This window comes from Bernardetia sp. MNP-M8 (assembly GCF_037126285.1).
Lineage (GTDB): Bacteria > Bacteroidota > Bacteroidia > Cytophagales > Bernardetiaceae > Bernardetia.
In genome coordinates this window covers 1,548,024-1,574,183 of sequence record NZ_CP147012.1, presented here as the reverse complement: position 1 = coordinate 1,574,183, position 26,160 = coordinate 1,548,024, and the positions used below count along the sequence as shown (strand labels likewise).

At 31.8% G+C, this 26,160-nt stretch carries 23 protein-coding genes; 16 read left to right on the top strand and 7 right to left on the bottom strand.

The window, feature by feature from the left end:
- Positions 1-47: 47 nt before the first annotated feature.
- Entirely contained in the window at positions 48-644 is a 597-nt protein-coding gene (locus V9L04_RS06555) for a Crp/Fnr family transcriptional regulator (protein ID WP_338793285.1), read from the bottom strand.
- A gap of 149 nt (positions 645-793) precedes the next feature.
- On the opposite strand from V9L04_RS06555, the gene V9L04_RS06550 reads away from it, so the two are divergent.
- Together V9L04_RS06550 and V9L04_RS06545 are read left to right on the top strand one after the other, a co-directional pair.
- Positions 794-2,005 (top strand): lycopene cyclase family protein, encoded by a 1,212-nt coding sequence (locus V9L04_RS06550; protein ID WP_338793284.1) that lies wholly within the window; start codon positions 794-796, stop codon positions 2,003-2,005.
- Between the two features lie 157 nt (positions 2,006-2,162).
- Complete coding sequence (locus tag V9L04_RS06545) at positions 2,163-2,660, top strand: hypothetical protein (RefSeq protein WP_338793283.1); 498 nt, start codon at positions 2,163-2,165, stop codon at positions 2,658-2,660.
- A 48-nt stretch (positions 2,661-2,708) separates the two neighbouring features.
- Here V9L04_RS06545 and V9L04_RS06540 read toward each other — a convergent pair whose 3' ends face one another.
- Entirely contained in the window at positions 2,709-3,722 is a 1,014-nt protein-coding gene (locus V9L04_RS06540) for a PorP/SprF family type IX secretion system membrane protein (RefSeq protein WP_338793282.1), read from the bottom strand.
- Between the two features lie 159 nt (positions 3,723-3,881).
- Between V9L04_RS06540 and mutY the strand changes: the two genes are divergently transcribed.
- The 8 genes from mutY to V9L04_RS06500 all read left to right on the top strand — a co-directional run bounded on the left by mutY (position 3,882) and on the right by V9L04_RS06500 (position 15,040).
- Positions 3,882-5,042 carry an A/G-specific adenine glycosylase gene (mutY, locus tag V9L04_RS06535; protein WP_338793281.1) on the top strand — a complete coding sequence of 387 codons (1,161 nt, stop codon included), beginning with the start codon at positions 3,882-3,884 and terminating at the stop codon, positions 5,040-5,042.
- Positions 5,043-5,191: 149 nt separating this feature from the next.
- Positions 5,192-5,674 carry a single-stranded DNA-binding protein gene (locus V9L04_RS06530; RefSeq protein ID WP_338793280.1) on the top strand — a complete coding sequence of 161 codons (483 nt, stop codon included), beginning with the start codon at positions 5,192-5,194 and terminating at the stop codon, positions 5,672-5,674.
- 23 nt (positions 5,675-5,697) lie between these two features.
- Complete coding sequence (gldE, locus tag V9L04_RS06525; protein ID WP_338793279.1) at positions 5,698-7,095, top strand: gliding motility-associated protein GldE; 1,398 nt, start codon at positions 5,698-5,700, stop codon at positions 7,093-7,095.
- Positions 7,096-7,193: 98 nt separating this feature from the next.
- Positions 7,194-7,751: an RNA polymerase sigma-70 factor gene (locus tag V9L04_RS06520; RefSeq protein ID WP_338793278.1), complete on the top strand. Its 558-nt coding sequence runs from the start codon at positions 7,194-7,196 to the stop codon at positions 7,749-7,751.
- 190 nt (positions 7,752-7,941) lie between these two features.
- Complete coding sequence (locus tag V9L04_RS06515; RefSeq protein WP_338793277.1) at positions 7,942-8,538, top strand: hypothetical protein; 597 nt, start codon at positions 7,942-7,944, stop codon at positions 8,536-8,538.
- Between the two features lie 55 nt (positions 8,539-8,593).
- Positions 8,594-9,838 carry a transcription termination factor NusA gene (nusA, locus tag V9L04_RS06510; protein ID WP_338794188.1) on the top strand — a complete coding sequence of 415 codons (1,245 nt, stop codon included), beginning with the start codon at positions 8,594-8,596 and terminating at the stop codon, positions 9,836-9,838.
- Between the two features lie 484 nt (positions 9,839-10,322).
- Positions 10,323-13,658, top strand: a complete 3,336-nt coding sequence (gene infB, locus V9L04_RS06505) for a translation initiation factor IF-2 (RefSeq protein ID WP_338793276.1) — start codon at positions 10,323-10,325, stop codon at positions 13,656-13,658.
- A gap of 119 nt (positions 13,659-13,777) precedes the next feature.
- Positions 13,778-15,040: a glycosyltransferase family 9 protein gene (locus tag V9L04_RS06500; RefSeq protein ID WP_338793275.1), complete on the top strand. Its 1,263-nt coding sequence runs from the start codon at positions 13,778-13,780 to the stop codon at positions 15,038-15,040.
- Between the two features lie 25 nt (positions 15,041-15,065).
- Here the strand turns inward: V9L04_RS06500 and V9L04_RS06495 are convergent, their stop codons facing one another.
- A complete protein-coding gene (locus V9L04_RS06495) occupies positions 15,066-15,977 on the bottom strand; it encodes a GNAT family N-acetyltransferase (RefSeq protein ID WP_338793273.1) in 912 nt (303 codons plus the stop codon).
- A 265-nt stretch (positions 15,978-16,242) separates the two neighbouring features.
- On the opposite strand from V9L04_RS06495, the gene gap reads away from it, so the two are divergent.
- Both gap and V9L04_RS06485 read left to right on the top strand, forming a co-directional pair.
- Positions 16,243-17,238 carry a type I glyceraldehyde-3-phosphate dehydrogenase gene (gene gap / locus V9L04_RS06490; protein WP_338793272.1) on the top strand — a complete coding sequence of 332 codons (996 nt, stop codon included), beginning with the start codon at positions 16,243-16,245 and terminating at the stop codon, positions 17,236-17,238.
- 81 nt (positions 17,239-17,319) lie between these two features.
- A complete protein-coding gene (locus tag V9L04_RS06485; RefSeq protein WP_338793271.1) occupies positions 17,320-18,639 on the top strand; it encodes an anthranilate synthase component I family protein in 1,320 nt (439 codons plus the stop codon).
- A gap of 14 nt (positions 18,640-18,653) precedes the next feature.
- On the opposite strand, the gene V9L04_RS06480 is transcribed toward V9L04_RS06485, so the two are convergent.
- Positions 18,654-20,054, bottom strand: coding sequence for a hypothetical protein (locus tag V9L04_RS06480; protein ID WP_338793270.1), 1,401 nt, complete (start codon positions 20,052-20,054; stop codon positions 18,654-18,656).
- A gap of 137 nt (positions 20,055-20,191) precedes the next feature.
- Here V9L04_RS06480 and V9L04_RS06475 point away from each other — a divergent pair, with 137 nt between their 5' ends.
- The 3 genes from V9L04_RS06475 to V9L04_RS06465 all read left to right on the top strand — a co-directional run bounded on the left by V9L04_RS06475 (position 20,192) and on the right by V9L04_RS06465 (position 22,975).
- Positions 20,192-21,223, top strand: coding sequence for a lysylphosphatidylglycerol synthase transmembrane domain-containing protein (locus V9L04_RS06475; RefSeq protein WP_338793269.1), 1,032 nt, complete (start codon positions 20,192-20,194; stop codon positions 21,221-21,223).
- 104 nt (positions 21,224-21,327) lie between these two features.
- Positions 21,328-21,783: a hypothetical protein gene (locus tag V9L04_RS06470; protein ID WP_338793268.1), complete on the top strand. Its 456-nt coding sequence runs from the start codon at positions 21,328-21,330 to the stop codon at positions 21,781-21,783.
- A gap of 82 nt (positions 21,784-21,865) precedes the next feature.
- Positions 21,866-22,975 (top strand): cytochrome c peroxidase, encoded by a 1,110-nt coding sequence (locus V9L04_RS06465; protein WP_338793267.1) that lies wholly within the window; start codon positions 21,866-21,868, stop codon positions 22,973-22,975.
- Positions 22,976-23,034: 59 nt separating this feature from the next.
- Here the strand turns inward: V9L04_RS06465 and V9L04_RS06460 are convergent, their stop codons facing one another.
- From V9L04_RS06460 to V9L04_RS06450, 3 genes are all read right to left on the bottom strand, one after another.
- Positions 23,035-23,319, bottom strand: a complete 285-nt coding sequence (locus tag V9L04_RS06460; protein WP_338793266.1) for a TIGR03643 family protein — start codon at positions 23,317-23,319, stop codon at positions 23,035-23,037.
- A 105-nt stretch (positions 23,320-23,424) separates the two neighbouring features.
- Positions 23,425-23,847, bottom strand: coding sequence for a hypothetical protein (locus tag V9L04_RS06455; RefSeq protein WP_338793265.1), 423 nt, complete (start codon positions 23,845-23,847; stop codon positions 23,425-23,427).
- An 81-nt stretch (positions 23,848-23,928) separates the two neighbouring features.
- Positions 23,929-24,705 carry a hypothetical protein gene (locus tag V9L04_RS06450; protein ID WP_338793264.1) on the bottom strand — a complete coding sequence of 259 codons (777 nt, stop codon included), beginning with the start codon at positions 24,703-24,705 and terminating at the stop codon, positions 23,929-23,931.
- A gap of 168 nt (positions 24,706-24,873) precedes the next feature.
- On the opposite strand from V9L04_RS06450, the gene V9L04_RS06445 reads away from it, so the two are divergent.
- A complete protein-coding gene (locus tag V9L04_RS06445) occupies positions 24,874-26,157 on the top strand; it encodes a metal ABC transporter permease (protein ID WP_338793263.1) in 1,284 nt (427 codons plus the stop codon).
- Positions 26,158-26,160 lie beyond the last annotated feature (3 nt).

The following is a 26,160-nucleotide window of genomic DNA, read 5'->3' as shown; positions in this document are numbered from 1 at the left end:
AGAGAGCCTTTGGAGATTAACAAAAGATAAGTAATGAAAAAAAAGAATTATTTTTTTTGAGCCTTCGTAGCAATTCGTTTTCGAATTCTGGAAAGTGAAACAGGTGTCATTCCCAAAATAGTAGCAATATATTTATCAGGAACTCGGTTTACAATGTTGGGCTTTGACTTGACAAATTCTATATAACGTTCTTCAGGAGAATAGAGTGTAAATGATTCTATTCTTGCAAAAGAGTCTTTGAGGACATTGTGCAAAAAAAATAATCTACCTTGTTCTAATTTTGGATTTTTGGCTATAATTCCTTGAACCAAATCATAATCTATTATTAAAATCTCTGTTTTTTCTAAGGCTTGATAATAAAAACGAGAAGGACGCGCATACAGAATAACATCATACGAAGTAATAAATTGATCTTCCCACCGAATGGCAGTTGTTATTTCATCACCTTTTTCATCAACCGAAAAAACACGCATCAACCCTTTTTTGATATAGGCAATTTGTTTTTTTTGTTCTCCTTCTTTTATAAAAAAATCAGAAATTTCAAGTGTTTTGAGGCTTGTATTTGCAAATAAATCTTTCAAATCTTGCATTCCCAAGCCCTTAAACATACCAAAATAATGGTTTAGTTTTTCTAAGTCTATCATAGAATTAAATTATTTACCAATAAAAAGAACAGGTTCATCGAAAAGTAATCTAAAAGTAAATTTTTAGCTTGAATATAGCCAAACATAATAAAAAGAAAAGCAGTTTTGAAGCCATATTTATAAATACTTTTTTTCATCTAAAATACATAATGAATTACGATATAATTTTTACAGGAGGAGGCGCAGCAGCATTGATGTTACTCTACAAAATGACAAAAGACGAAACCTTATCTCAAAAAAAGATTCTAGTTATTGACAAAGAAAAAAAAGACAAAAATAATCGTTCATGGTCTTTTTGGACAAATAAAAAGACAGACTTTGATATTTTAGTTTATAAAGAATGGCAAAAAGTGCGCTTTATTGCTCCAAAAATAGATAAAATAGACACGCTAAAGTCTCTCAAATATAAAATGATTCGTGGGATTGATTTTTATAATTTTGTCAATGCTAAGTTGTCTGAATTCGAAAATATAGAATTTTTGCAAGCAGAAGTAAGTGATGTAAAATCAATTTCTGATACAGAAGCAGAAGTAAAATTAACAGAAGAATTTGAAAACAAGACTTTTCACTCTGAATATGTTTTTGATTCTCGTTTTCTACAAGAAGATATTCCACCAAAAAGCAATGATTATCATTCTTTATTACAGCACTTTTTTGGTTATGTTGTTGAAACGGATGAAGTTGTTTTTGATACCGAAGTTGCGCAACTTTTTGATATGCGTTTGCCACAACGAAATGCCGTAGAGTTTGTATATGTTTTGCCATTTTCTCCTAATAAAGCCTTAGTTGAATATACCCTTTTTTCTGGAGAACTTTTAGAAAATAAAGAGCTTTATAAAGTTCGCTTGGAAACTTATATGGCTACGAAACTCAAAGTAGAAGGTTTTAGAGTTTTAGAAGAAGAATATGGAGTTATTCCGATGACTGATTTTAAATTTGAGCAACCAAAGACAAAAAATATAATTTATTTAGGCACAAAAGCAGGAAGAGCCAAACCAAGTACGGGTTATGCATTTTTGAGAATGTATAGAGATGCAGAATGTAGAGTTGAGGCGTGGAAAAAAACTGGAAGTCCTAATTATGAAGAAAAATTCAATAAGCAATTTGAAACTTACGACAAAATGATTTTGAATATCATGGAACGTAATCCAAAAGACATTCAACGTATTTTTACGGATATGTTTCAGAATAATTCTATCGAAAGAGTTTTACTTTTCCTAGACGAACAAACTGATTTTCTTACTGATTTAAAAATTATGGCTTCTGTTCCATCTTTTCCTTTTCTGACTTCTATCAAAAACTTAATAACAGGAAAAAAAGGGCAAAGACTACATCAAAGTTCTATCAAAATAGCCTCATAACTTCGCCAGTAGACATAATTTTTCAGAGTGAGAAATACTAAATGATAAACTTTACTTTTTAGAAAAAAATACTTTCTTTTTTGATGTATTTGTTTTGTTTAAATTTGCTTTCTATCTAGCTTTGGAAAATTTTTTAGCCACCTTCTAATCTCAAAAAATGAAAAATATAATTGTCTTGCTTTTTATAGTTGGTCTTTTAGCTTCTTGTCAAAATAGGGAAACTAAAACAGAAGAGAACCAAAATTTAGAAGAAACACAAACATCTGAAATAAGTAATGAAACTAGCACTTCTTCTTCAGAGCAAACTAATAATGATTTTGATGTTTCAGTTTTTAGTCGTGATAATGTTGATATGTATGGAGGAGTTGCCCTAGAAAATGAAGAAGGAATTCTTTGTTATATCAATGAAAAAAATAAGACAGGAGAAATAGCTATCGGAAATGATCCTTATTCTATCACAGAAATAAATATCAATGAAGGAATTTATACTTTCAAAGGAGAAGGCTTAGAAATAACTACAAGTAAATGCAATTATGAAGAAAAAGAAGCTGATTGTATATATGGAACTTTTGATTTAGTAACAATTAAGTTTAATAATCAAGTCAAAACATTTGAGAATATCAAATTACAAGATTGTTCTAATCTAGGAATGTAGTTTCTTATAAGCTAGGATAAGATTCATACTTTTCCTAGCTTATCAATTTTATTTGAAGTTAATCGGACATTTTACCTCTTCTCTTCCTCGTGCCGAACGTCTCAAATCATATTTTGGCATATAGGTAAGACTAATTTCATAGCTTCCACCTACATTAACAAGCGAAGCCAAAGCAAAATCATAACTTGCGCCAAATTGCCAATTTTCTACTTTTACTCCACTAACTAAAGCAAGTGCTGAGGAAGGCAAAAGCTGTGTACCACTGCGAGTAGGCAAACCACGATACCAAGCTCCCACATATAAGAAGTCCCACTCCCAATTAATGCCTGTATCAACTTGTAAAAATGGACTTTGATATTGAAAAATGGCAGAAGGAACAAGTGTATGTTCATCATTTAAAGCAATTCTATAACCTGCCTGTGCTGTAATGCGAATAGGAATCTGATCTCTTATATTTGAAACTGAAATATCAGGTTGTAAAAGATGATAAGCTGCTGCACCAATCCACATTTTAGAATTATAAGCTACAAAACCAGTCCCAAAATCAGGATAACGAAGTGTGAAGTTTGAAAATTCTTCTTGTGTTAGATTTCCACTAAGCATGGCATCTTCAAAACGCAAACCATCCATTCCCTGACTTCTTTGTCCGTAACTAAATTGTCCTGCCATTGAAAGTTGCCAGTCATTCTGAAACTGAACTTTATACGAATAAATTGCAGCTACCTCCAAATTATTTGCATTCAAAGAACCCACTCTGTCTTGTTTTACCCAACCTGCTAAAGCTCCTCTGCCTGTTCCTAAGTTATAATCAAATCCACCAAAGAAAGACTGAATTCCACCATTTACGCCATACCACTGTTGGCGATACAAAACAGATGCTCTCCAATGTGGAATTGTACCTGCCCAAGCAGGATTTACAGTCATGGGTGCGCTCCAAAACTGTGTAAAACGACTATCTTGTGCTAAAACAGAATTAGAAATAGTATAGAAAAGCGAGATTAAAAAAAGAGATAAAATACAATTTATAGATTTTACTTTATTTATTTTAAAACTTAATTTCATAGTAGTTGAATGTTACTTTTTGTTTTAGCCTAGGAAAATTATAAAAAGAACGTTGAGATTCTTATTTTATTCACAAATTTATTGATTTTAAATTACTTTTTATCAAAACTGTATCTGTAATTCTGTGTTTACTTACTCTTACTTTAACTTAAAAAATAAATGTCAAAAGATAAGAACACATTTTTTTCTCAATCAATCATATCTTGGTATCAGCAGAACAAACGAGATTTACCTTGGCGTGATACTCAAAATCCATATAAAATATGGCTTTCTGAAATTATTCTTCAACAAACTCGTGTAGTACAAGGAATGCCTTATTATGAAAAGTTTATTGAGCATTTTCCAACTGTTCAACAGCTTGCAGCAGCAGATGAACAAACCGTTTTGAGACTTTGGCAAGGCTTAGGATATTATTCAAGAGCTAGAAACTTACATGCAGCAGCCAAATATATTTCAGAAGAACTAAATGGTGTTTTTCCAAATAATTATACAGAAATAAAAAAACTAAAAGGTGTAGGAGATTATACAGCAGCAGCTATTTCTTCTTTTGCTTTTGATGAAGTACAAGCTGTTGTAGATGGAAATGTTTATCGTGTTTTGGCTCGTTTTTTTGGAATAGAAAAAGATATTACTTCGACTGAAGGCAAAAAAGAATTTAGAGAAGTAGCTCAAAAATTAATCGATAAAAAAGAACCTGCTATTTACAATCAATCAATTATGGAGTTTGGTGCGCTACAATGTGTCCCCAAAAATCCGAATTGCAAAATCTGCCCATTGCAAGAAAAATGTAGAGCCTTTGAGAAAAATTCGATAGAAAGACTTCCCATAAAAGGAAAGAAAACAGTTGTAAAAGACCGTTTTATGCACTATTTTGTTTTTGTAAAGCAAAATGAAATTGATTCAGAAAAGAAAGTTTTAATACGACAACGACAAGAAGGCGATATTTGGCAAGGACTAAATGATTTTTTTGTAATAGAATTTTTAAACAAAGACAAAAAGAATTTTGAGCCAGTAAAGGAATTACAAAATAAATTGAAGGAAGATAAACTGGACATAGAATTTGAGAGCATTCAGAATCTAGAATCCAAGCTGAAATCTACTCACGAATCTATCATTTTCAAACACCAACTTTCTCATAGAACCTTATATGCAAAATTTTATACTTTAGAAATAAAGGATACAAAAGAGCAAATAGAATTTTGGAATAAATTGAAGAAAAAATATAATTTAGAAGAAATAAATTGGCAAAACTTAGATAAAATTCCAAAACCTGTGCTTATTAGTAAATATCTTGACTATTTAGTCTCACATCTTTTCTAAATCTATTATTTTTTTGTATTTTTACGTTATAATTCAGTAAAGTATTTATACTTAAGCTAGTCAAACAACCGTTTCTAAGTACGAAGTAAATCAAATCAATTTTATTAGTTTATTTTACAATCAATTTGTATTAAAATCAATTTTAAAGTATGGCAGGAGTAAATAAAGTAATCTTATTAGGAAATCTAGGGCAAGACCCTGAAATTCGTACCTTAGAAAATGGAACAAAAGTATCCACTATATCTATTGCAACCAGCGAGAATTTTAAAGATCAATCAGGTGAATGGCAAGAACGTACAGAATGGCATCGTGTCGTTTTGTGGCGTTGGAATGCAGAAAAAGCAGAAAAACTTAAAAAAGGAGACAAAGTTTATGTAGAAGGTAAACTTTCAACTCGCTCTTGGGAACAAGATGGAGTAAAAAAATATGTAACAGAAATTGTAGCTAATGACCTTCAATTTACTGCTAAAATGGGAGACGGAAATTATAATGGAGGCGTTCCGATGCCAACAGAAAATCCTTATGGTGGAAGTTCTACGAATTCTTCCTCTTCAAATTCTTCTACTCAGAATACAGAAGTGGCAAGTGAGTTGAGTGGTTCTAGTAACCCTGAAGACGATCTTCCTTTCTAATCTAAAACTTAATTTTTACGACATTGAACGACAGCGATAGTTTTAGTTGGAATATCACAAGCATTTTAGACAACTTTTCTAGTTTAGATATTCTTTTACAAATAAATAGCATACAGGCTTCTAATTTAGCAATGTATGCTGTAGAATTATTTGTGATACTCATTTTATTGCTACTTTCGGGGCTGATTTCAGGTTCGGAAGTAGCCTTTTTTTCTCTTACTACTCAGCAAATAGAAGAATGTAAAGACAGTAAAAAACTAGTAGATAAAAAACTTTTAGAACTTCTTAGCAAACAAAAATTACTCTTAGCTACTATTTTATTATTAAATAATCTAGTAAATATTGCTATCGTAATTTCTTCGACCTATATGATGTGGCAGATTTTTGGGCGAGAGGAAGAAGGGATTATTGTTGTTATCTTAACAGCAATAGTGACAGCAGCTATTGTGTTTTTTGGAGAAGTTGTTCCTAAAGTTATTGCTCGTCAGCGTTCACTTTTATTTTCAAGGAGTGTTGCTCGTCCGATGGCATTTGCCATTACAATATTTCAACCTGCTGCTTGGATACTTGCTTTTATGGGAGAAAGACTAGAAAAAAGTGTTAAAAAAGGGCAAAATCAAACACCTGTTTCTGTAGAACAACTCAATAAAGCATTAGAACTTACCACTAATAACGAAGCAGCCAAAGAAGCAAGGCAGATTTTGAGAGGAGTAATTAATTTTGGTCAAATCAATGCCAAGCAAATTATGACTTCTCGCACAGCCATCACTGCTGTAGAATATTCAACATCTTATGACAATCTGTTAGAAACAATCAAAGAAAGTGGATATTCTAGAATTCCGATTTATAAGGAGAAAATGGATGATATTATAGGACTAATTTATGCAAAAGATTTATTAGCTCATTTGAGAAAAGGAAGTGATTTTGAGTGGCAAAAAATTATCAGAGAAAATGTTTTTTATGTTCCAGAAACAAAGAAAATAGATGATCTTTTTCAAGATTTTCAGACCAAACACATTCACATGGCAATTGTAGTGGATGAATATGGAGGTACTTCTGGTTTGGTAACTTTAGAAGATGTAATCGAAGAAATTGTAGGTGAAATAAACGACGAGTTTGATGATGAAGAAGAGCGTTTGTTCATCAGAACAGCAGAAGACGAATATATTTTTGAAGGTAAAACACTTTTGAGTGATTTTGCAAAAGAATTTGAATTACATGGAAGTCATTTTGATACTGTAAAAGGAGAAAGTGAGTCTATTGGAGGATTGATGTTAGAGCTTTTTTCAAAAATGCCTATGCGAGGAGAAACAAAAGAATTTCCTCCCTTTGAGTTTGTTATCGAATCGGCTGATAGAAAGCGAGTAAAGAAAGTGAAAGTAAGAGTTTTACAGCGAGAAGACCAAAAAGAAGAAGACTAACTAATTATTAGTTATTAATAAATGATATAGAATATATTATTTTTGCCAATCATTTAAAATTACAAAAGTCTATCAACCTTTACTCCTAACTTTATTAAATGTCTGAGACTAAAAACATTTTAATAGATGATATAGAACAACTTTTTAAGTTGCACTATACAACTATGTGTAGGATAGTTTATAGAATGGTAAAAGATGAAGCTATTGCAGAAGATATAGTCCAAGAGGTGTTTTTTAATTTTTGGAAAAAAAGAGAACAGCTAACCATTACTACTTCTTTAGCTGCTTATCTCAAACGCTCAGCCACTAACGCAGGCATAGATTATCTTCGCAAAAAACGCCCTACCTCTGATAATGCACTTGATATTGATGAGCCAATGTATCAACATTTGGTAGTAGATTCTAATCAAAGCGATTCAACTATCAGAACAGAAGAGCTATCTAACCATATTGAAGCTGCCTTAGAATTACTTCCTCCACGCTGCAAAGAAGTCTTTATACTTAATCGTTTTGAAGAAATGTCTTATCAAGAAGTAGCTGATATATTAGGAATTTCTATCAAAACAGTAGAAAATCAAATTGGCAAAGCTCTCAAAATAATGCGAGTAGCATTGAAAGATTATTTGCCTTTATTGACTGTGTGGTTATTGTACTAACTTTTAGAAATTTAATCAAAAAGACTCAATTTAGTAAAATCGAAAATTTGCAAAACAAAACCCTTTTTTGTAATTTTGTAACTAATTAGGAAACAATCACGAATGGAAGGCAGAAAAGCCTTCCATTTTCGTTTTATTATATTTTGTATAGTATTTTTTACTTCTGAATTCTGAAATCTAATTTTATTATATGTCCGATTCAAAAACAGCACAAATTAATTCTATTAAAGAAAAAATTAGTGATTTTATTCAAAAAGCAACTTCTCCACAAGCAAGTGAAGAAGGAAATGAGTTTTTTGATTATGCACTTTCAACACATATTTTTTTATTAGAAATTCAAATTTCAAAAACTAGAACTCCCAAAGTAATAATTATTATTGATGGAGATGATGGTGTCGGAATTGCTGATTGTGCAAACGTAAGCCGAAAGGTAGGAGCTTATTTTGAAGAAGATGATTTGTTTGGAAAAGATGAAAAAGGAGAAGACAATCCTTATAATTTAGAAGTTACTTCACCAGGAGTAGATTATGGATTACATACTTTCAGACAGTATCCTCAACATGTAGGACGTACTTTAGAATTCGAATTAAAAGATGGAACAAAAAAAGTAGGTAAGCTACAATCAATAGAACAAAACGAAGAAGGCAAACCCATCTTTCAAATTACTGAAGAATATGAAGTGGCTGAAGGAAAAAAAGGAAAAATCAAGACAAAATACAAACCTGCTACTCTAAACTTTGAAGAAGTGAAAGTGGCACATGTTCAAATATCATTCAAGAAAAAATAGTGAAATTCATGTACTATATCCTTTTAGGGTGTACAAAAATATAAAAACAATGAGTATAGAAACTTCAACATTAATAGAATCCTTTGCTGATTTTGCAAGGTTAAAACGCATTGACCGTCCTACGATGATTCGTATTTTGGAAGATGTTTTTCGTACCCTTATTCGTAGAAAATATCGTTCTGATGAAAATTTTGACGTTATTGTTAATATTGAAAAAGGTGATTTGGAAATTTGGCAATATAGAAATATTATTGCTGATGATGAACCAGAATATGATGAACAAACAGAAATTCGTCTTACAGATGCTAAAGTAATCGAACCTGACTTTGAAGTTGGTGAAGATGTAGCACAAGAAATCAAAATTGATGATTTTGGACGAAGACTTGTTCAAACAGCTCGTCAAACGCTTATCCAAAAGGTAAGAGATTTGGAAAAAGATTTATTGTATCAAAAATACAAAGAATATGTAGGTGAGATTGTTACATGTGAAGTCTATCAAGTTTTGAAACGTGAAGTAGTATTGCAAGATAGTGAAGGTAAAGAATTGAGTTTGCCAAAAGGAGAGCAGATACCAAAAGACCGTTTCCGTAAAGGAGATAGTGTTCGTGCTGTTGTTCATCGTGTAGAAATGCAAAATGGCAATCCCAAAATTATCCTTTCACGTACTGCACCTTTGTTTTTAGAAAAATTATTCGAATCTGAAATCCCAGAGATTGAAGAGGGAACAATCGCAGTAAGAAAAGTGGTAAGAGAAGCGGGTGAGCGTGCAAAAGTAGCTGTAGAATCATTTGATGATCGTATTGACCCAGTTGGTGCTTGCGTAGGAATGAAAGGTTCACGTATTCATTCAATTGTAAGAGAGCTTTGTAATGAAAATATCGATGTAATTAATTATACCGAAAACCTAGAATTACTTATTTCTCGTGCTTTGAGTCCTGCAAAGACAACTTCTATGAAAATAGACGAAGATAATTCTCGTGTTGCTGTCTTTTTAAAGCGTGACCAAATTTCACTAGCTATTGGAAAAGGAGGGCAAAATATTCGTTTGGCTGGAAAGTTAGTAGACTACGAAATTGATGTCTTTAGAGAAGAAGCTGTAGATGATTTTGAAGATGATGTAGATTTAACAGAATTCAAAGATGCTATCGATGATTGGATTATCGATGAGTTTCATAAAGTAGGTTTTGATACAGCAAGAAGTGTATTGGAATACAATAGAGAAGACCTAATTCGTCGTGTAGATTTAGAAGAAGAAACAATCGATTTTGTTTTAGAAGTTCTTAAAAAAGAATTCGAATAATCTAGTTACAAAAATAAGTAAACCCTAAGAGTGAAAATTGCTTTTAGGGTTTACTATTTAAAGATATTTTTGTGAAAATCGAACACAAAAAATAAATATTTACTTTTTTTTACGATTTTACATTATTTTTTCTAAAAATTATCGTATTTTTGTAAGATAAAGTATTTCTTAGTTCAAAATACCCTAATTAGTTATCTAAATCTAGGCATTTTTTGAATCTAATGTAAATAAACAAAATTCAACAATTCATATAACTGTATCAAATCAGTTTATTCATCAAAACCCAATATCGTTTCAATAAAAACTTAAATTAGTTTAAGAACAGACCCTCCTAAAATCACTAAAATACATATCTATTAGGAGTCAAAAGTAGGCAACTCATCATTTTTAGAATTTTATTGACCTTTTATTATACAAATTTTTAGAGTATATAAGTAAAGATAATTTTTAGAAGATAGGCTAAAAGTCGCCCCAAAAAAAATTTATGGCAGAAAATAAAAAACAAATGAGACTTAGTCAGGTCGCCCGAAAACTAAACATCGGACGCAATACCATAGTCGAACATCTACGAAAAAAAGGACACGATTTGAAAGGCAATCCCAATGAGCCTATCAATCAGGAAATGTATGCAATTTTGGAAAAAGATTTTGAGGGGTCACTCAAGAACAGAAGAGAAGCGTCGAATATCAAAATAGGAACAACTTCTGCAACAGGCAAAACTATCGATAAAGATACAAAAGCCAAAGCTCAGACAGAAAAAGAGCAAGATGATGACAATACAGAGCCAGAAAAAGAATTGTTTATAAAAGGAAATGTAAAGCCGACTGTTCAAGCTGATTCTCAAGACCAGAAAAAAGAAGAGAAAAAGAAAGCAGAATCTGAAGTATTTACTACTACTTCACATCAAATGAAAGTGGTAGGAAAAATAGATTTAGATAAGTTTAATAAAAAGAAAACAGGTTCTAATCAAAACAAATCTGCGAGCACAAACAAAACAGTTGTAAAACAGGACACAAATAAAGTTACTCCGAAAGAAGAAAAACAAGAACCAAAAACAAAATCTATTGATAATAAGACTACTCATAAAGCAGTTTCATCATCTGAAAAAGGAAATGCTGATAATAAGAAACAAATAGAAAAAATAAATCCTAAAAACGAAGTTAATAGAGATACTAAGCAAGATGATAAGAAAAATGAAAAGGTAACTAACAAGCCTTCTCAAAATTCTAAAACACCATCTAATGATTCAGCTTCTAAGAATGATAATAATAAGAAAACAGAAGTAACAAAGAACATTAGTACAAAACCAGATAGTAAGAAAGAAGATAAAAATAGTAGTGAAAAAACTACTTTACAACCTTCTTCTACTAAAAAAGATAACAGAAACTCAGACAGCAAAAAAATAGATAATAAAACAAATAAATCTGAAACTGCTCTGAATAAAGCAAAAGAAGATTCAAAAAAATCAAGTCAAGATAATAAAGCATCTAAAACAACTCCAACAAAAGAAATTGTTAAAGCTAAAACTGACGGAGAAGATGATTTTGTTTCTTCACAAGGAGATAAATTACCAGGACTTAAAGTTGTTGGTAAAATTGATTTATCGTCTTTCTCTAAAAAGAAAAAAGCACCTTCATCAGACGATAAGTCAGATGATGGAACTCGTCGTCGTCGTCGTCGCCGTCGTCGTCGTAGAGGCGAAGGAGAAGGTTCTTCAGATAGCAAACCTCAAGACTTGACTAAACTGAACACAAGTGATAAAGGTACAGCAACTACTGCTGAGAAGCCAAAAACAGAGTCAGAAGCAAGTAAAAAACGTAAGAAAAGACGTAAAGAACCAACTGCAAAAGAGGTTCAAGAACAAATCAAAGCTACACTTGCACGTATGAACACAGGTGCTGGTAAAGGTGGACGTCGTAGAGGTGGAAATAGAAGAGACAAACGTGAGGCTCGTGAAAGCGAACAAAACGAAGTAAAAGTAGAAAACAAGTTATTGAAAGTAACTGAGTTTATTCCTGCAAGTGATTTTGCAAATTTACTGGATGTTTCTATCAATGAACTTATCTCTAAAGGAATGGGCTTAGGCGTAATGATTTCAATCAATTTACGTCTTGATGCTGAAATTATTACACTTCTTGCAGACGAATTTGGCTATGATGTAGAGTTTACATCTGCCGAAGAAGAAACAGAAGTAGTACTAGAAACAGAAGACAAAGCAGAAGATTTAGAAGAACGTGCACCTATTGTTACCATTATGGGACACGTAGATCACGGTAAAACTACCCTTCTTGATTATATCCGAAAAGCAAAAGTAGCAGACGGTGAAGCTGGTGGTATTACACAGCACATTGGAGCTTATAAAGTAATTTTAGATGAAGGTAAAGAACTTACTTTCCTAGATACTCCAGGTCACGAAGCCTTTACAGCAATGCGTGCGAGGGGTGCAAAAGTTACTGATGTTGTTATTATTGTAGTAGCAGCAGATGATGGAGTTATGCCTCAAACTCGTGAAGCAATTAATCATGCTAAACTTGCCGAAGTACCTATCATTATTGCTATTAATAAAATAGATAAAGTAGGAGCTAACCCAGACCGAGTAAAACAAGAATTAGCAGATATGAATGTTCTTGTAGAAGAATGGGGTGGTAAATATCAATCACATCATATCTCAGCTAAAAAAGGTGAAGGTATAGATGAATTATTAGAAGGCGTTCTATTAGAAGCCGAAATATTAGAGCTTAAAGCAAATCCAAATAGAAATGCAGCAGGAACTGTTGTAGATGCTTCTTTGGATAAAGGACGTGGATATGTAGCTACTACAATCGTACAAAACGGTACTTTAAAAATAGGAGATGTAATTTTAGCAGGTTCGCATTTTGGTAAAGTACGTGCCATGATTGACCACTTGGGAAATCGTTTGGAAACTGCTCCACCATCAACACCAGTTCAGATTTTAGGTCTTGACGGTGCGCCACAAGCTGGAGATAGATTTAATGTAATGAAATCAGAACGTGAAGCGAAAGATATTGCTACTCGTAGAGAACAAATTTTACGTGAACAGTCTATTCGTGCTACTCGTCGTCTTACGCTTAGTGATATTAATAGAAGACTTGCTATCGGAAACTTCCAACAGCTCAACCTTATTATCAAGGGTGATGTTGATGGTTCAGTGGAAGCATTGGCAGATTCACTACAAAAACTTTCTACTGATGAGGTAAATGTAAATGTAGTAATGAAAGGTGTAGGTCAGATTTCAGAATCAGACATCAACCTTGCAACTATTTCAGATGCAATTATTATCGGTTTCCAAGTTCGTCCGTCAAGAAATGCTCGTGCATTGGCAGACAGAGAACAAGTAGAAGTACGTCTGTATTCAGTTATCTATAAAGCGATTGATGAAGTTAAGTCGGCTATTGTTGGTCTTCTTGCTCCGAAAATTGAAGAAGATATTGTTGGTACAGTTGAAATTCGTGAAACATTCAAAGTTTCTAAAGTGGGTGTTATTGCTGGTTGTATGGTTACAACGGGTCGTATTAAACGTAACAACAAAATTCGAATTATTCGTGATGGTATTGTTATCCACGAAGGAGAAATTGAAGCATTGAAACGTTATAAAGATGATGTACAAGAAGTCAAATCTGGATTTGAATGTGGTATTTCTATCAAGAACTACAATGAAATCCAAGTTGGAGATGAGATAGAATCGTACGAAGAAAGAGAAGTGAAACGTACTTTTGAAGAACTCAAAAATGCAACTCCTAATTCGAAAGAAGAAGCAACTAAAGAAGCTAAAGAAAATAAAGAGAAACAAGCTAACTAAGACTACTTCTCAATTTATATAAAAACAAAAAAGCATTTCTATTTTTTAGGAGTGCTTTTTTGTTTATTCTTATCTACTGGTTGAGTGTCGACGATTGAAGCAGTAAATAAAAAAAATCTATGAAAGAAAAAACAATCTTCCAAAACCTAAAAGAACGCATCAAAATTGCTTTTGAGGTGCGTCTGTGCCATTTTATTGATAAACTAGTCTGTATTTCTATAAAATATAAAGTAGAAAAAAATACACTTCTCATCATTCGTTTGGATGCAATTGGAGATTATATTCTATTCAGAAATTTTTTAGAGGAACTAGCAAATGATAGAATCTATAAAAATTATAAGCGTGTTTTGTGTGGAAATATAATGTGGAAATCTCTTTTTGAAGAATGGGACAAAGAAACTGTCGATGAGGTAATTTGGATTGACCGTAAAAAATTCTATCAAAATCCTTTGTATCGTTATCAAAAACAAAAAGAAATTAGAAAACAAGGTTTCGAAATAGCTATCGAATCAACTTATTCAAGGTTATTGCTTTTTGGAGATGCCATTGAACACGTTTCAGGAGCAGAAAAACGAATTGGAAATGAAGGAAATACAGATAATTTGATAGAAAAAGAGAAAAAATTGGCTGATAGTTTTTATACTGAATTATTAGAAACTCCCAACAAACCAGTTTTTGAATTTGATAGAAATAAAATTTTCTTTGAACAGTTTTTGAATAGAAAAATTGATTTGAAATATCCTTCTTTATTAAATAAAGTAAATACAAAAGAAAAGAAAAGAAATCAAATTGCTCTTTTTATTGGTGCAAGTGAAGTGTATAAAACGTGGCATTTCGAAAACTTTGCAAAACTTATTTTAGAATTAAATGCTATCAATAATGAATTAAATTTTATTTTGATTGGAGGAAAAAACGAACAAATCTTGGCTCAAAACATCATTGATTTTATTAAAAATAAAAATAATTCTGAAAATCAAAGCGAAACTCAAAATATAACTTCGCTGTTGTCGGTGTCCCCACCGACGAATATAATTAATCTCACAGGAAAAACAAACCTAATAGAACTCACTCAAAAAATAGCTGAAAGTAATCTATTAATTACTAATGAAACAGTTGCTTCTCACCTTGGCGCAGCTACTCAGACAAAGACTATTTGTATTGCCAATGGAAGACATATTGGTCGTTTTAGTCCATATCCTAGTTTAGAAAATACAGAATACAGTTTACCTATTTTTTATATTTTCCCTCCCAAAATTGAAGAAGAATTACAGCAAAATAGTAAAGAAAAAGTGTATGAAAAGTATTGTAATTCTATGGGAGTGGATATTAATGAGATTGGTGTTGGGAGAGTTTTGGAAGAAGTAAAAAAAAAGATTTTGTAGTTCAACTATCAGCTATATTAAAAAACTATTTTAAGTCATCAATGGTATCAATAAAATAACATTGTTCCCATTTAGTTAGTCCAATTTTGGGATAATAATCTACTGCTTTTGGAGCAGCAAGTAATATCAATTTTGCTTTTGGTGTTTCTTGCTTGGTCAGCCGAATTAATTCTTTTCCTATACCTTGTTTTTGGTATTTTTCGTCGATGGCTAAATCAGAAAGATAAGTACAATATACAAAATCAGTCAAAGACCTTGCAACTCCTACTAACTTTCCATTATGTCTTGCTGTAACTATCAAATTTCCGTGTTCAAGCATTTTTTCAATTCTGTCAAGCTCTCCAACAGGTCTTCTTTCTCCTAAAGTAGAGTTGATTAATACTTGAATAAACTCTTCAGAACTTAAATTATTTTCAATTTGATAATCTATCCTATTTTTATTTAAAAGTGTTAATTCATAGAGCCAATATTTTTTTCCTAATCTTGGTTCTAATTCTTTAGTTATTTTGAAGCCTATTTTTTCGTAAATATATTTTGCTGCGTTCATAAATTCTGATGTATGCAAAGCTATACTTATTTCACCATTTTGTTTTGCTTTTTCTATACATTTTTCAGTTAGTTTGTGTCCAATATTTTGTCCACTATATTTTCTTGAAACAGTTACAAATCGTATATAACATTGAAATTCATTATAAATTTCATTAGGATTTCCACTTGATACTAGAAAAGCAAATCCTATAATTTCATTTTGTTCATTTTCACATATAAAACAGTCTGAGTTTGAAAGAAGATCATAAAATGTGTTTTCATTTGTCAATATGGCAAGTAACTTAGACCAATTTTCTAGAGTTAAAACTTCTTTAAATTGTGTCCATTCCTCTAATGCAAGTTTATTTATTGCCTTTAAATCATGTATATTTCCCTGTCTGATTTTCATTGAGTACTAATTTGTGAGAACTTTTAATACTATTTTTTTGTGAAAATAATTGTTTTTCTGCTCTACTATATAATTCTATAAATAGGAAAACATTTTTTAACATAAAAACCTGTGTTTTTTTGATAGGATTAACTTAGCTTTTAGTTCTACAAAATAAATTCTAATAAAAATTCCGTAATTTTGCACCAATTTAAAGACGTAGCTTTCTATTTAGAATACGAAAGCAATTTTTCGTTTTACTCACTTCATAAATACTCAACTCAGAATGGCAGATAAAAAAATTCGTGTAGCAATCAACGGTTTTGGACGCATCGGACGTGTTACGTTTCGTGCCTTAATGAAAAAATCGTCTATCGAAGTAGTAGCAATCAACGACCTTACAGATACAAAAACACTTGCCCACCTTCTCAAATATGACTCAGTACACGGCAAATTTGACGGAACTATCTCTTCTACTCCAGATTCATTGACTATCAATGGAAAAACAATCAAAGTAACAGCAGAAAGAGAGCCTGCAAAACTTCCTTGGAAAGAAAACAATATTGATGTTGTATTAGAATCAACAGGATTTTTTACTAACAAAAAAGCAGAAGACCATATCAAAGCAGGAGCTAGAAAAGTAGTTATTTCTGCACCAGCTTCAGATGGCATCAAAACAGTAGTTTTGGGCGTAAATGATGAGATTTTGGAAGATAGCGATACGCTTATTTCAAATGCTTCTTGTACTACAAACTGTCTTGCGCCAATGGTAAAAGTCTTGAACGACAAATTTGGCGTAGAAAAAGGCTTTATCACAACGGTTCACGCTTATACTTCTGACCAAAATATCCACGATGCTCCACATAAAGACCTTCGTAGAGCTAGAGCAGCAGCATATTCTATCGTTCCTACAACGACAGGTGCAGCTAAAGCAGTAGGTTTGGTTTTACCTGAGCTTTCAGGAAAATTAGATGGTTGTGCGATGCGTGTTCCAATTCCAGATGGTTCTTTGACTGACCTTACAGTAATTCTTAAAGAAGAAGTTACTAAAGAAGAAATTAATGAAGCTTTGAAAGCAGCTTCTGAAAATGAATTAAAAGGAATTTTGGAATATACAGATGAGCCTATTGTTTCTATTGATATTGTAGGAAATCCTCACTCTTGTATTTTTGATTCTGCACTTACTTATGCAAGTGGGACAATGGTAAAAGTAGTAGGTTGGTATGATAACGAATCAGGTTATTCAAACCGTTCGGCTGATTTGATCGAAAAAATAGGTTAATAAAATACTTTTATGCCCTAATTAAACCCTAAGGGTCTTCAAGACCCTTAGGGTTTTTATGTAAATAATAGTTTGTACAAAATGCCAACTTTCCTAAAAAAATCCCTACAATGGGCGCAGGCTTTCAAAACCTTTATTTATCTCAATCCGAATGAGATACCTTATCCTCATGAGCCTTTTTTGCATGTTTTGGCAGTAGGAGAAAAAAGACAAATTTCTAGTGAAAATAGTAATAAAACAGAAGGAAAAACAAGTTTTGATAAACTCTATAATTTTTGGAATAGTCAGAGTCAAATAAAGAATCCGTATATTTTTGGCTATTTTAATTATGATTTAAAAAATGAATTGGAAAATCTTTCAAGTAATAATCTTGATAATTTAGGCTTTCCAGAATTTTATTTTTTCGAACCTAAATATCTTTTATTTTTTGATACAAAAGGAAATTTACTAATTGATAAAACAAAACAAGAAAATAATTTTGATGATAAAATTCTATCAAAGTTAATTCTAGAAATAGAAGAAATGAAATTAGAATCAAAATTAATTTATAATTCAAAGTTAAAACCTAAAATAAACTGTCGTTTTACAGAAGAAGAATATTTACAAACTGTTGAAATAATCAAAAATCATATCATTGAAGGTGATGTATATGAACTCAATTTATGTATAGAATTTTTTATTAAAAAATTAGAATTAAATCCTTTAGAAGCCTACCAAGAATTATGTAAAATCTCAAAAATGCCTTTTTCTTCTTTTTTGAAAATTACCGTAAATGGAAATGAAAAATATGCACTCTGTGCTTCTCCAGAACGATTTTTAAAGAAAACAGGAACTAAACTTATTTCCCAACCCATAAAAGGAACAGTAAGAAGAGGGAAGACAGAAGCAGAAGATGAAGAAAATAAAAATTATCTAAGAACAAGTGAAAAAGAAAGAGCCGAAAATATGATGATTGTAGATTTGGTTAGAAATGATTTGGCAAGAAGTTCAGAAATAGGTTCTACACACGTAAGCGAAATGTTTGGGATTTATACTTTTCAGCAGGTTCATCAAATGATTTCTACAGTAGAAGCTACTTTACATAAAGACAAAAACTGGTCAGAAGCCATAAAAAATGCTTTTCCGATGGGAAGTATGACAGGTGCGCCAAAGATAAAAGCAACAGAGTTGATAGAAAAATACGAAAAAACAAAACGTGGTTTGTATTCGGGTTCAATAGGTTATATTTCTCCCGATGGCAATTTTGATTTTAATGTAGTAATCCGAACTCTTTTTTATGATGTGCTTTCAAAATATGCTTCTTTTCAAGTAGGAGGTGCAATTACATTTGATTCCGACCCAAAAAGTGAATGGGAAGAATGTTTATTGAAAGCAAAGGCAATTCGATCTTTATTTGAATAAGCAGAACTAGCTTATTACTTCCTAAATCTCACAAACAAAATAATGGCTAAAAAAAGAGAAATAAGAGCTGTTAGTCCTACTGTAATAGAGGTTTGAGAATCAATTTTACTTACAATAATTCGATTATTTTTCCCTTTAGGAATATCTTCTTCTTTTATGAAAGTCGCTAAATAGGCAGCCTTTTGTAATGAATCAACAACCAAATAGTCAGGGATTTTATCATTGAGAATATAAAGAAGTTGTGAAGCTGTTGTATCTGTTTGGATAAAGAAAGTAGAATCAGTATAATTTTCTAATTCAGGTAAATAGTTAATTTCAAATTGTTCATCTAATTGCAAACCTTCTTCTATCCATTTTTTTTCTTGTTTGAAAATTGGATTTAAATAGCTGTCTCTTTCTTTTATTTTCTGAGCTAAAAAAACTAAAATATCTTCAGTATTATATCGCTCTTCTTTTTTAAGATAGTTTTGATGATGTAACAAAGCTGAACTAGCCAAAAAAGTATACGATTTTTCAGCTTTAGGAGAGTATTTAGAAATAAGTTGAGCTGCTCTCAGATAAGCAAAGGCTGCCACTTGTGCTGCTGCTTTTTGATTTTCTAATTGCTCTTTTTTATACGTTACTTGCCCTTCTTCTAAAGTTGGTAAGACTGTTTTTCCTAATAGTAAATCTCCAATAGCTTCTATCAAAATTATATTCTCAGAATGTGAAAAACGAAGAAGTTGTAACATCGCAAAAATAGCTTCATCAGTTTGTTTTTCTGTAAGTAGAATGCTTTTTTTATTTCTATCTTTTTTAGACCTAAATTTTTGAGCTAAGAAAGAATAAAAGTTAGGAATTTCATACATTTGTCGGCTGTCTGCCAAATCATCAACCGTAAAGTCGCCCTGTACGGGCAAAGTAATTTTGCGCCTTAGTTTTTTGGTAGCTCCTTTTCTTGCTGCACATTCAATTAGATAATCTATCCAATAAACTTGATATTTATCTCTCAAGGCAAGAGGACTATGTTTATTGAGTAACTTTTGAGCATAAAAGCGAGCTTTATAAAGTTCTCTATCAGCAATATAAAAAGTGGCTAAATTTGAATATGTGCTATATTCTCCTGCTTTTTTTCGTTCCTTTGCAATCATTAAGCGAATGGCATCATTTGTTCTGCCTGTCAAGTGATACGAAACAGCCATTGCATCATAGAGCATCAAAGAATCTGGATTTTTATTCCAAGCATCTTCATACATAGATATTCGCCAAAAATGGTAATTTTGTGAATGTTTTAAATGATTGCCCACCAAAACCTGCATAACAGTTTGGTAAGGAACTGCATTTAATTGACTTGTTTCATTATCCCAAAGAGAAGCTAATGCTAGATAGGGATATAGAAAAAAACAGCAAAACCAAAACTTAAAAAAAATATTCATTACATATTCATCATACACTAAATAGAAACAGTTCAAAAATACAATTTATTTCCGAACTGTTTTAAATAAAAACTCACTAAAATAGACTTCTTTCTATTCAGATTCTGTTTAGAAAAACCACAATTATTTTATTTTTTATGAATCCTACTTTAAAAAAAACACTACAATTCAGTATCTCACTACTTATCGGAATTGTATTTTTTTACTTTTTGTATCGCAATGTGGATACAGGCAAAATGCTTGAAGATTTATCAAAAGCAGATTATAGAATTATACTCTTATCGATGGCACTTGGTTGTTTGTCGCATTGGAGTAGAGGTGTGCGTTGGACGATTGCATTACGCCCTTTAGGTTACAAGGTGCAAAAAAGAAAAGCATTTGTTTCTGTTATGGTGGGTTATGTGATGAATATTGCATTTCCTCGTGCGGGAGAAGTAGCTCGGTGTGCATTCTTAAAACGAACAGATAATGTTCCTGTCGAAGCTTCTTTTGGCTCTGTGATTGGAGAGCGTGCTTTAGACTTTGTAATTTTGGTTTCAATTACAACATTTACTTTTTTCGTAGAATGGGATATTATAAAAGGATTTTTAGATAAATATGCTGATTTTGGTATATACGAACAAAAATTTTATGATAATATTTGGCTGCTTTGGGTTTTTATTTTGTCAGGTATTGTAGCACTAGGATTTATTTATTTATATAGAGAACAAATACGTAAAAATGCCTTTATAATTAAAATACAAGGATTTTTAGGAGGACTTTGGCAGGGAATCTCCTCTATAACTAAGCTCAATAGAAAACAACAGGTTTTCTATATTTTACATACAATCATAATTTGGGTATGTTATCATCTTATGATTTATGTACTTTTCTTTTCCATTGAAGAAACATCAAACCTAACAGTTATGGCTGGATTTACAGCTATGGTTATGGCTGGTGTGGGAATGGTTATTCCTATACCAGGGGGAATTGGCTCTTTTCACTTTTTTGTCCAACAAACACTTGTAGCTTATGGAATTAATGAAACTACAGCTTTAGATTTTGCTTTTCTAGGACACACAGCACAAACTGTAATGGTTATTGTGGTGGGTGGAATTAGTGCTGCAATCGGATTATATTTGTGGGGACGCAAACCAGTTACTAATGATCAATCATCAATTGCTAATTAATTTTATAAACTCTTAGTACACTTTAAAGTGTCAGATAGTTCTTGCCCTTGTTGGTGTCCCCACCACCACCAATTTACACTATTTCTATTTCAAACTTCTAAATTATGAAAAAAATAGCTCTTTTATTATTTCTGTTATTTTCTTTCTCTTCTTGTGATAAATTTTATACACATCAATTCAAACTACAAAATAATAGTAGTGATACGTTGTGGATTAACTATATAGAAAAAAATAGCACATTCAAAAGCCAGTTTCCTGACACACTTCGTCGTTTTCGTTTACTTCCTACCAAATTACCAAGAAGTATTTATACGGTAACAGGAGAAAACTCAGCTACTGCACCAGATAATTATCAAAGTCAGATTGATGTTTTTGATAATTTAAAAATAGCTACAATAAGAAGTTTTTACTTAGATGAGGATTCAACAAGAACTAGATATTTTGATACTTCATTTGTACAAAAAGAGTTTCTAAATAGAAGTTTTTGGGATTATTTTATCGACAAAAATCAAGATGCAGGAGTTTATTTATTTGAAATTAATGATTCAGATTTGGAGTAAAATATTATATAAATTTAGCAGAATATTAAAAAACAAGAGCGAATAAAGAAACGTTTCAGTAAGAAACTAGCTATCAATTACAATGAAAAAAATATTTAATTTGCTCTTGATTTTCTCTTTTTTCTCTTGTTCTGAAAAAGAAAATCCAAAACCTGAAGAAAAGTTAACAGGAAACTATCCAACTTCTGAACTTCTTTATTTTGGAGATACAAATCTACCAACAGACAATATAACGACGTATGAAGGGGTAGAATTAGGCAGAAAACTATTCTATGATAAACGTTTGTCTTCTGATGGTACAGTTTCTTGTGGAACTTGTCATAAACAAGAATTAGCTTTTACAGATGGAAAAGCAAAAAGCATTGGTGTAAATAATGAAGAAATGCCAGTTAGTGCCATGTCATTAGTAAATCTGACTTGGAATAGCCGTTTGACTTGGGATGGAAAATCTAAAACCTTAGAAGAACAAGCTATTTTACCCATGGAAAATCATAAAGAGATGAATCAGGATGCAGAAATTACGGCTCAAATTCTATCAGAGACAAATGAATATCCAGCTCTTTTTGAAAAAGCCTTTGGTACAAACGAGATTACACCACAGAAAATCACAAAAGCCTTAGCACAGTTTGAAAGAACATTAATTAGTAAAAATTCAAACTATGATAAATATCTGAGAGGAGAATATCAACCAACAGAATCCGAACTTAGAGGTATTGAGTTATTTTTTACACATCCAGATGCAGAACGAGGAATTCGGGGTGGAAATTGTGGCGATTGTCATTTGGGTTCACTTACTTCAGGAAGTACATTAGGTTTTGAAGGTTTGCACAACAACGGCTTAGATGATGATGCAAATTTGAAAGAGGGTTTATTTGCTGTTACACAAAATAGTTTTGATAAAGGAAAATTTAGAACACCATCTCTTCGAAATATTGCACTTACTGCTCCTTATATGCACGATGGTAGATTTCAAACATTAGAAGAAGTCATTGAACATTACGACAATGGAATCAAAAAAAGTCAAACACTTTCTTCTCTTATTACAGCAGCGAGTAATGAATTTATTAATGACCCAAATGGAGAAGTAAATTTATTTCTGACAGAACAAGAAAAGAAAGATATTATAGCTTTTTTGGAAATGCTGACTGATGAAGATTTTATTACAAATCCTAAATTTAGTGAGCCTAAGTAAAGCAAGTGATAACCGTCGTTGAGGTTCAAATGCAGCTGTCAAACGAGGTTTTTCGCAATTTATCTTTTGCTAATTTTATTGAGTGAAATGGTTTTTTGAAGGCTACATTTGAAACGCTTCAAATCATCGGTTGCCTTCATTTTGTGTTTGGTACTTCTTCCTTGCACTCTTTTTCTCCACATTCTGAAAGATGAAGGTTTCATTTCTCTACGCATGAGCGTAATTGTTTCTTTTTCTGTTAGATTGAACTGTGAAAGGATAGCATCAAAAGGAGTTCTGTCTTCCCACGCCATTTCGATTACTCGGTTTGTATCTCTTTCTGAAAGTTGTTTTAGCTTTTTCATAATTTAATTTTTGTTTGAAATACTTTAGGCATTAAATATTTTGATACAAAAAAAGTTTGCATAAAATGTATACAAACTTTCAAAAAATTAAATTTTTAGACTTATTTACTTCATTTTCTCGTTAGCAGGTCGGTTTGAATAAAGAGCTGTAATTTCATTGCGTTGCTGACATAAAATAGCTTTTTTATTGATAGCAGCAATAGGAAATTTTATCATCTTATAATCATTAACCAAAATAGTCAGCCAATCATTTGGGTCATAATCTTTATCTTTGATTTTATCATTATAGTCTTCATGATTTTCATCAAAGAGTGCTTTGGGTTCTATGTTTAGCCAACCTAAAAGAGTTTCCCACATAGTTGGTGTAATATTTTTGAGTTCCATTTCACGTACAAACTCAGCAATTCCCATTGCTTCAGTACGCCTTTCTTCGTAGTTTTTTTGGTCTTTATCGTATATAAAAACCAATTCTTGAGGTTTGATTGAGATGCTTTCCATAGTTTCTTCGTGATTTTTGTCTTGTTCCATAATAGATTAAAAAGTATAGGTTAAAAACATTCTAACTTTATGTAACAGAAAAAGTTATTATACAAAATCAAAAGTACACATTTATTTTTCAGTCTGTATGCCTTTTTCAAGTTGTTCTAGTATTTCTGTGGGCTTCAAATATGTATTTTTTTTGAATAGTTTATACGATTCAGAGGCATTTGATTGAAAGATTGCATAATATGACCAGTCATACATTTGCCATTTTAAACCTCTTGCAACAGTCATGCTGTCAATTTCTTTTTCATAAATAGCTTTTCTTTTTTTGCTTGTATATGCCCAAAGACGCTGCAAAACACCTCCAAAAGTACGATTTTGATAATCTACAAAATGACTAAATTCGTGTGCAAAAATACCAATACTGGCATTAAAAGGAACTTCATCAATTGTTATCATTCCTTCTTTTTGGCTGTTATTTATTCGAACTACATAACTTCTCTTAGATTTATTTTTCAAACATAGAGAACTGATGGTAGGGCGTGCATTAAGAGTAGTCTTGATAGCACATTCTTTGAAAGTAATAGGTGTTTCTATGAGTTCAGGATAATAAGATAGAGCGATTAGTATAGCAAGTTTATATTTTTCTGGAATTTCTTTATTTTTTCCATATAATATCTCCAAACTATCAATAACTCTAGGTTTCTGCAAATTATCAATGCAATGCAGATTAATTTGTGAAGTAGAATTATGGGTTTCTGAATCAACACCATAAGGAGGGTTTTCTAATATAAAACTTTTATCACAAGCAGAAGTTTTAGTAGAAATTTGGGCAAAAGAGAATGAAAGTAAACAAGAAAATAAAAATTGAAATAAAAACAGAACAACTATTTTGAATAACATAGAAAATAAGTAGGAATTGAACAGGTATGAATATCTTATATACTAAAGTACAAAATTTGAGCTAGAAATGATACTTATAATTTGGGATAAGTTGTTTTTTTCAAAATAATGTTTGTTTCTCTAATCAAATATCTAACATTAATGTTAGATATTCCTAACTTTGTATCTATGGATAAAATAATTGATTTTTTGTTATTGACTGAACCCAATACTCGTTATGTTGTCTTGGGTTCGATTCTTTTGGGAGCAAGTTCGGCCATTGTGGGTTGTTTTACTTTTCTACAAAAACGAGCTTTAGTTGGAGATGCTGTGGCACATTCAGTTTTACCTGGAGTTTGTGGTGCTTTTCTGATGGCAGGAACAAAGAATCCACTTTTTTTGATTTTGGGAGCATTTGTTTCAGGTTGGCTTTCTATTGTTTGTATGAATTTGATTACACGTTATAGCAAACTCAAAGAAGATACAGCTGTAGCACTTATTTTATCTGTCTTTTTTGGTTTTGGTGTGATGTTGCTTACTTATATTCAACAATCTGGAAATGCATCACAGTCTGGTTTAGAAAGTTTTTTGTTTGGTAAAGCTGCTGCACTTGTAGGAACTGATGTATGGATTTTTGGAGGGTTGGCTGCACTTATGCTGCTTTTGGTAGCACTTTTTTATAAGGAGTTTATTATAGTTATTTTTCATAAAAGTTTTGCTCAAACAATTGGGCTTCCTATTGTCGCCATTGAGATTCTACTTACAACTCTTACCGTTTTGGCTGTTGTGGTGGGTATTCAGTCGGTGGGAGTGGTTCTGATGGCTGCTATGCTTGTTACACCTGCTGCTGCTGCTCGTTTTTGGACAGACAAACTTCATTATATGCTCTTTATTGCTGCTAGTTTTGGAGCTTTGGCAGCTATTGGAGGAGCTTTTGTTTCTTATATTCAAACACAAATGCCAACAGGACCTTGGATTGTTTTGGTAGCTTCTGCTATTGCCATGGTTTCTTTTTTCTTTGCGCCAAATAAGGGAATTGTGGCACGACGACGACGACAATATTTATATAAAAAACAGATTTTAGAAGAGAATATTCTGAAAGCTATTTATCATATTTCAGAAAAAGATACTACAAAATCAATTTCATCTTTAGAAGATATTGGACTTCAACGTCATTTTAAACCTGTACTTCTCAAAAATTCATTGCAAAAGCTAACACGAAAACAATTTATTGAAAAAACTCAAAATGGTTGGCAACTTACCGAAAAAGGAAATATAAAAGCAAAAAGATTAGTCAAACTTCATCGTCTTTGGGAACTGTATTTGACTGAGTTTGTACGTCTTGCCCCTGACCATGTACATGAGGCAGCCGAAGCATTAGAGCATATTCTGACTCCAGAAATTGAAGCACAATTAGAAGCTAGATTGAAATATCCACAAAAAGACCCACACGATAGAGAAATTCCGTATTAATGA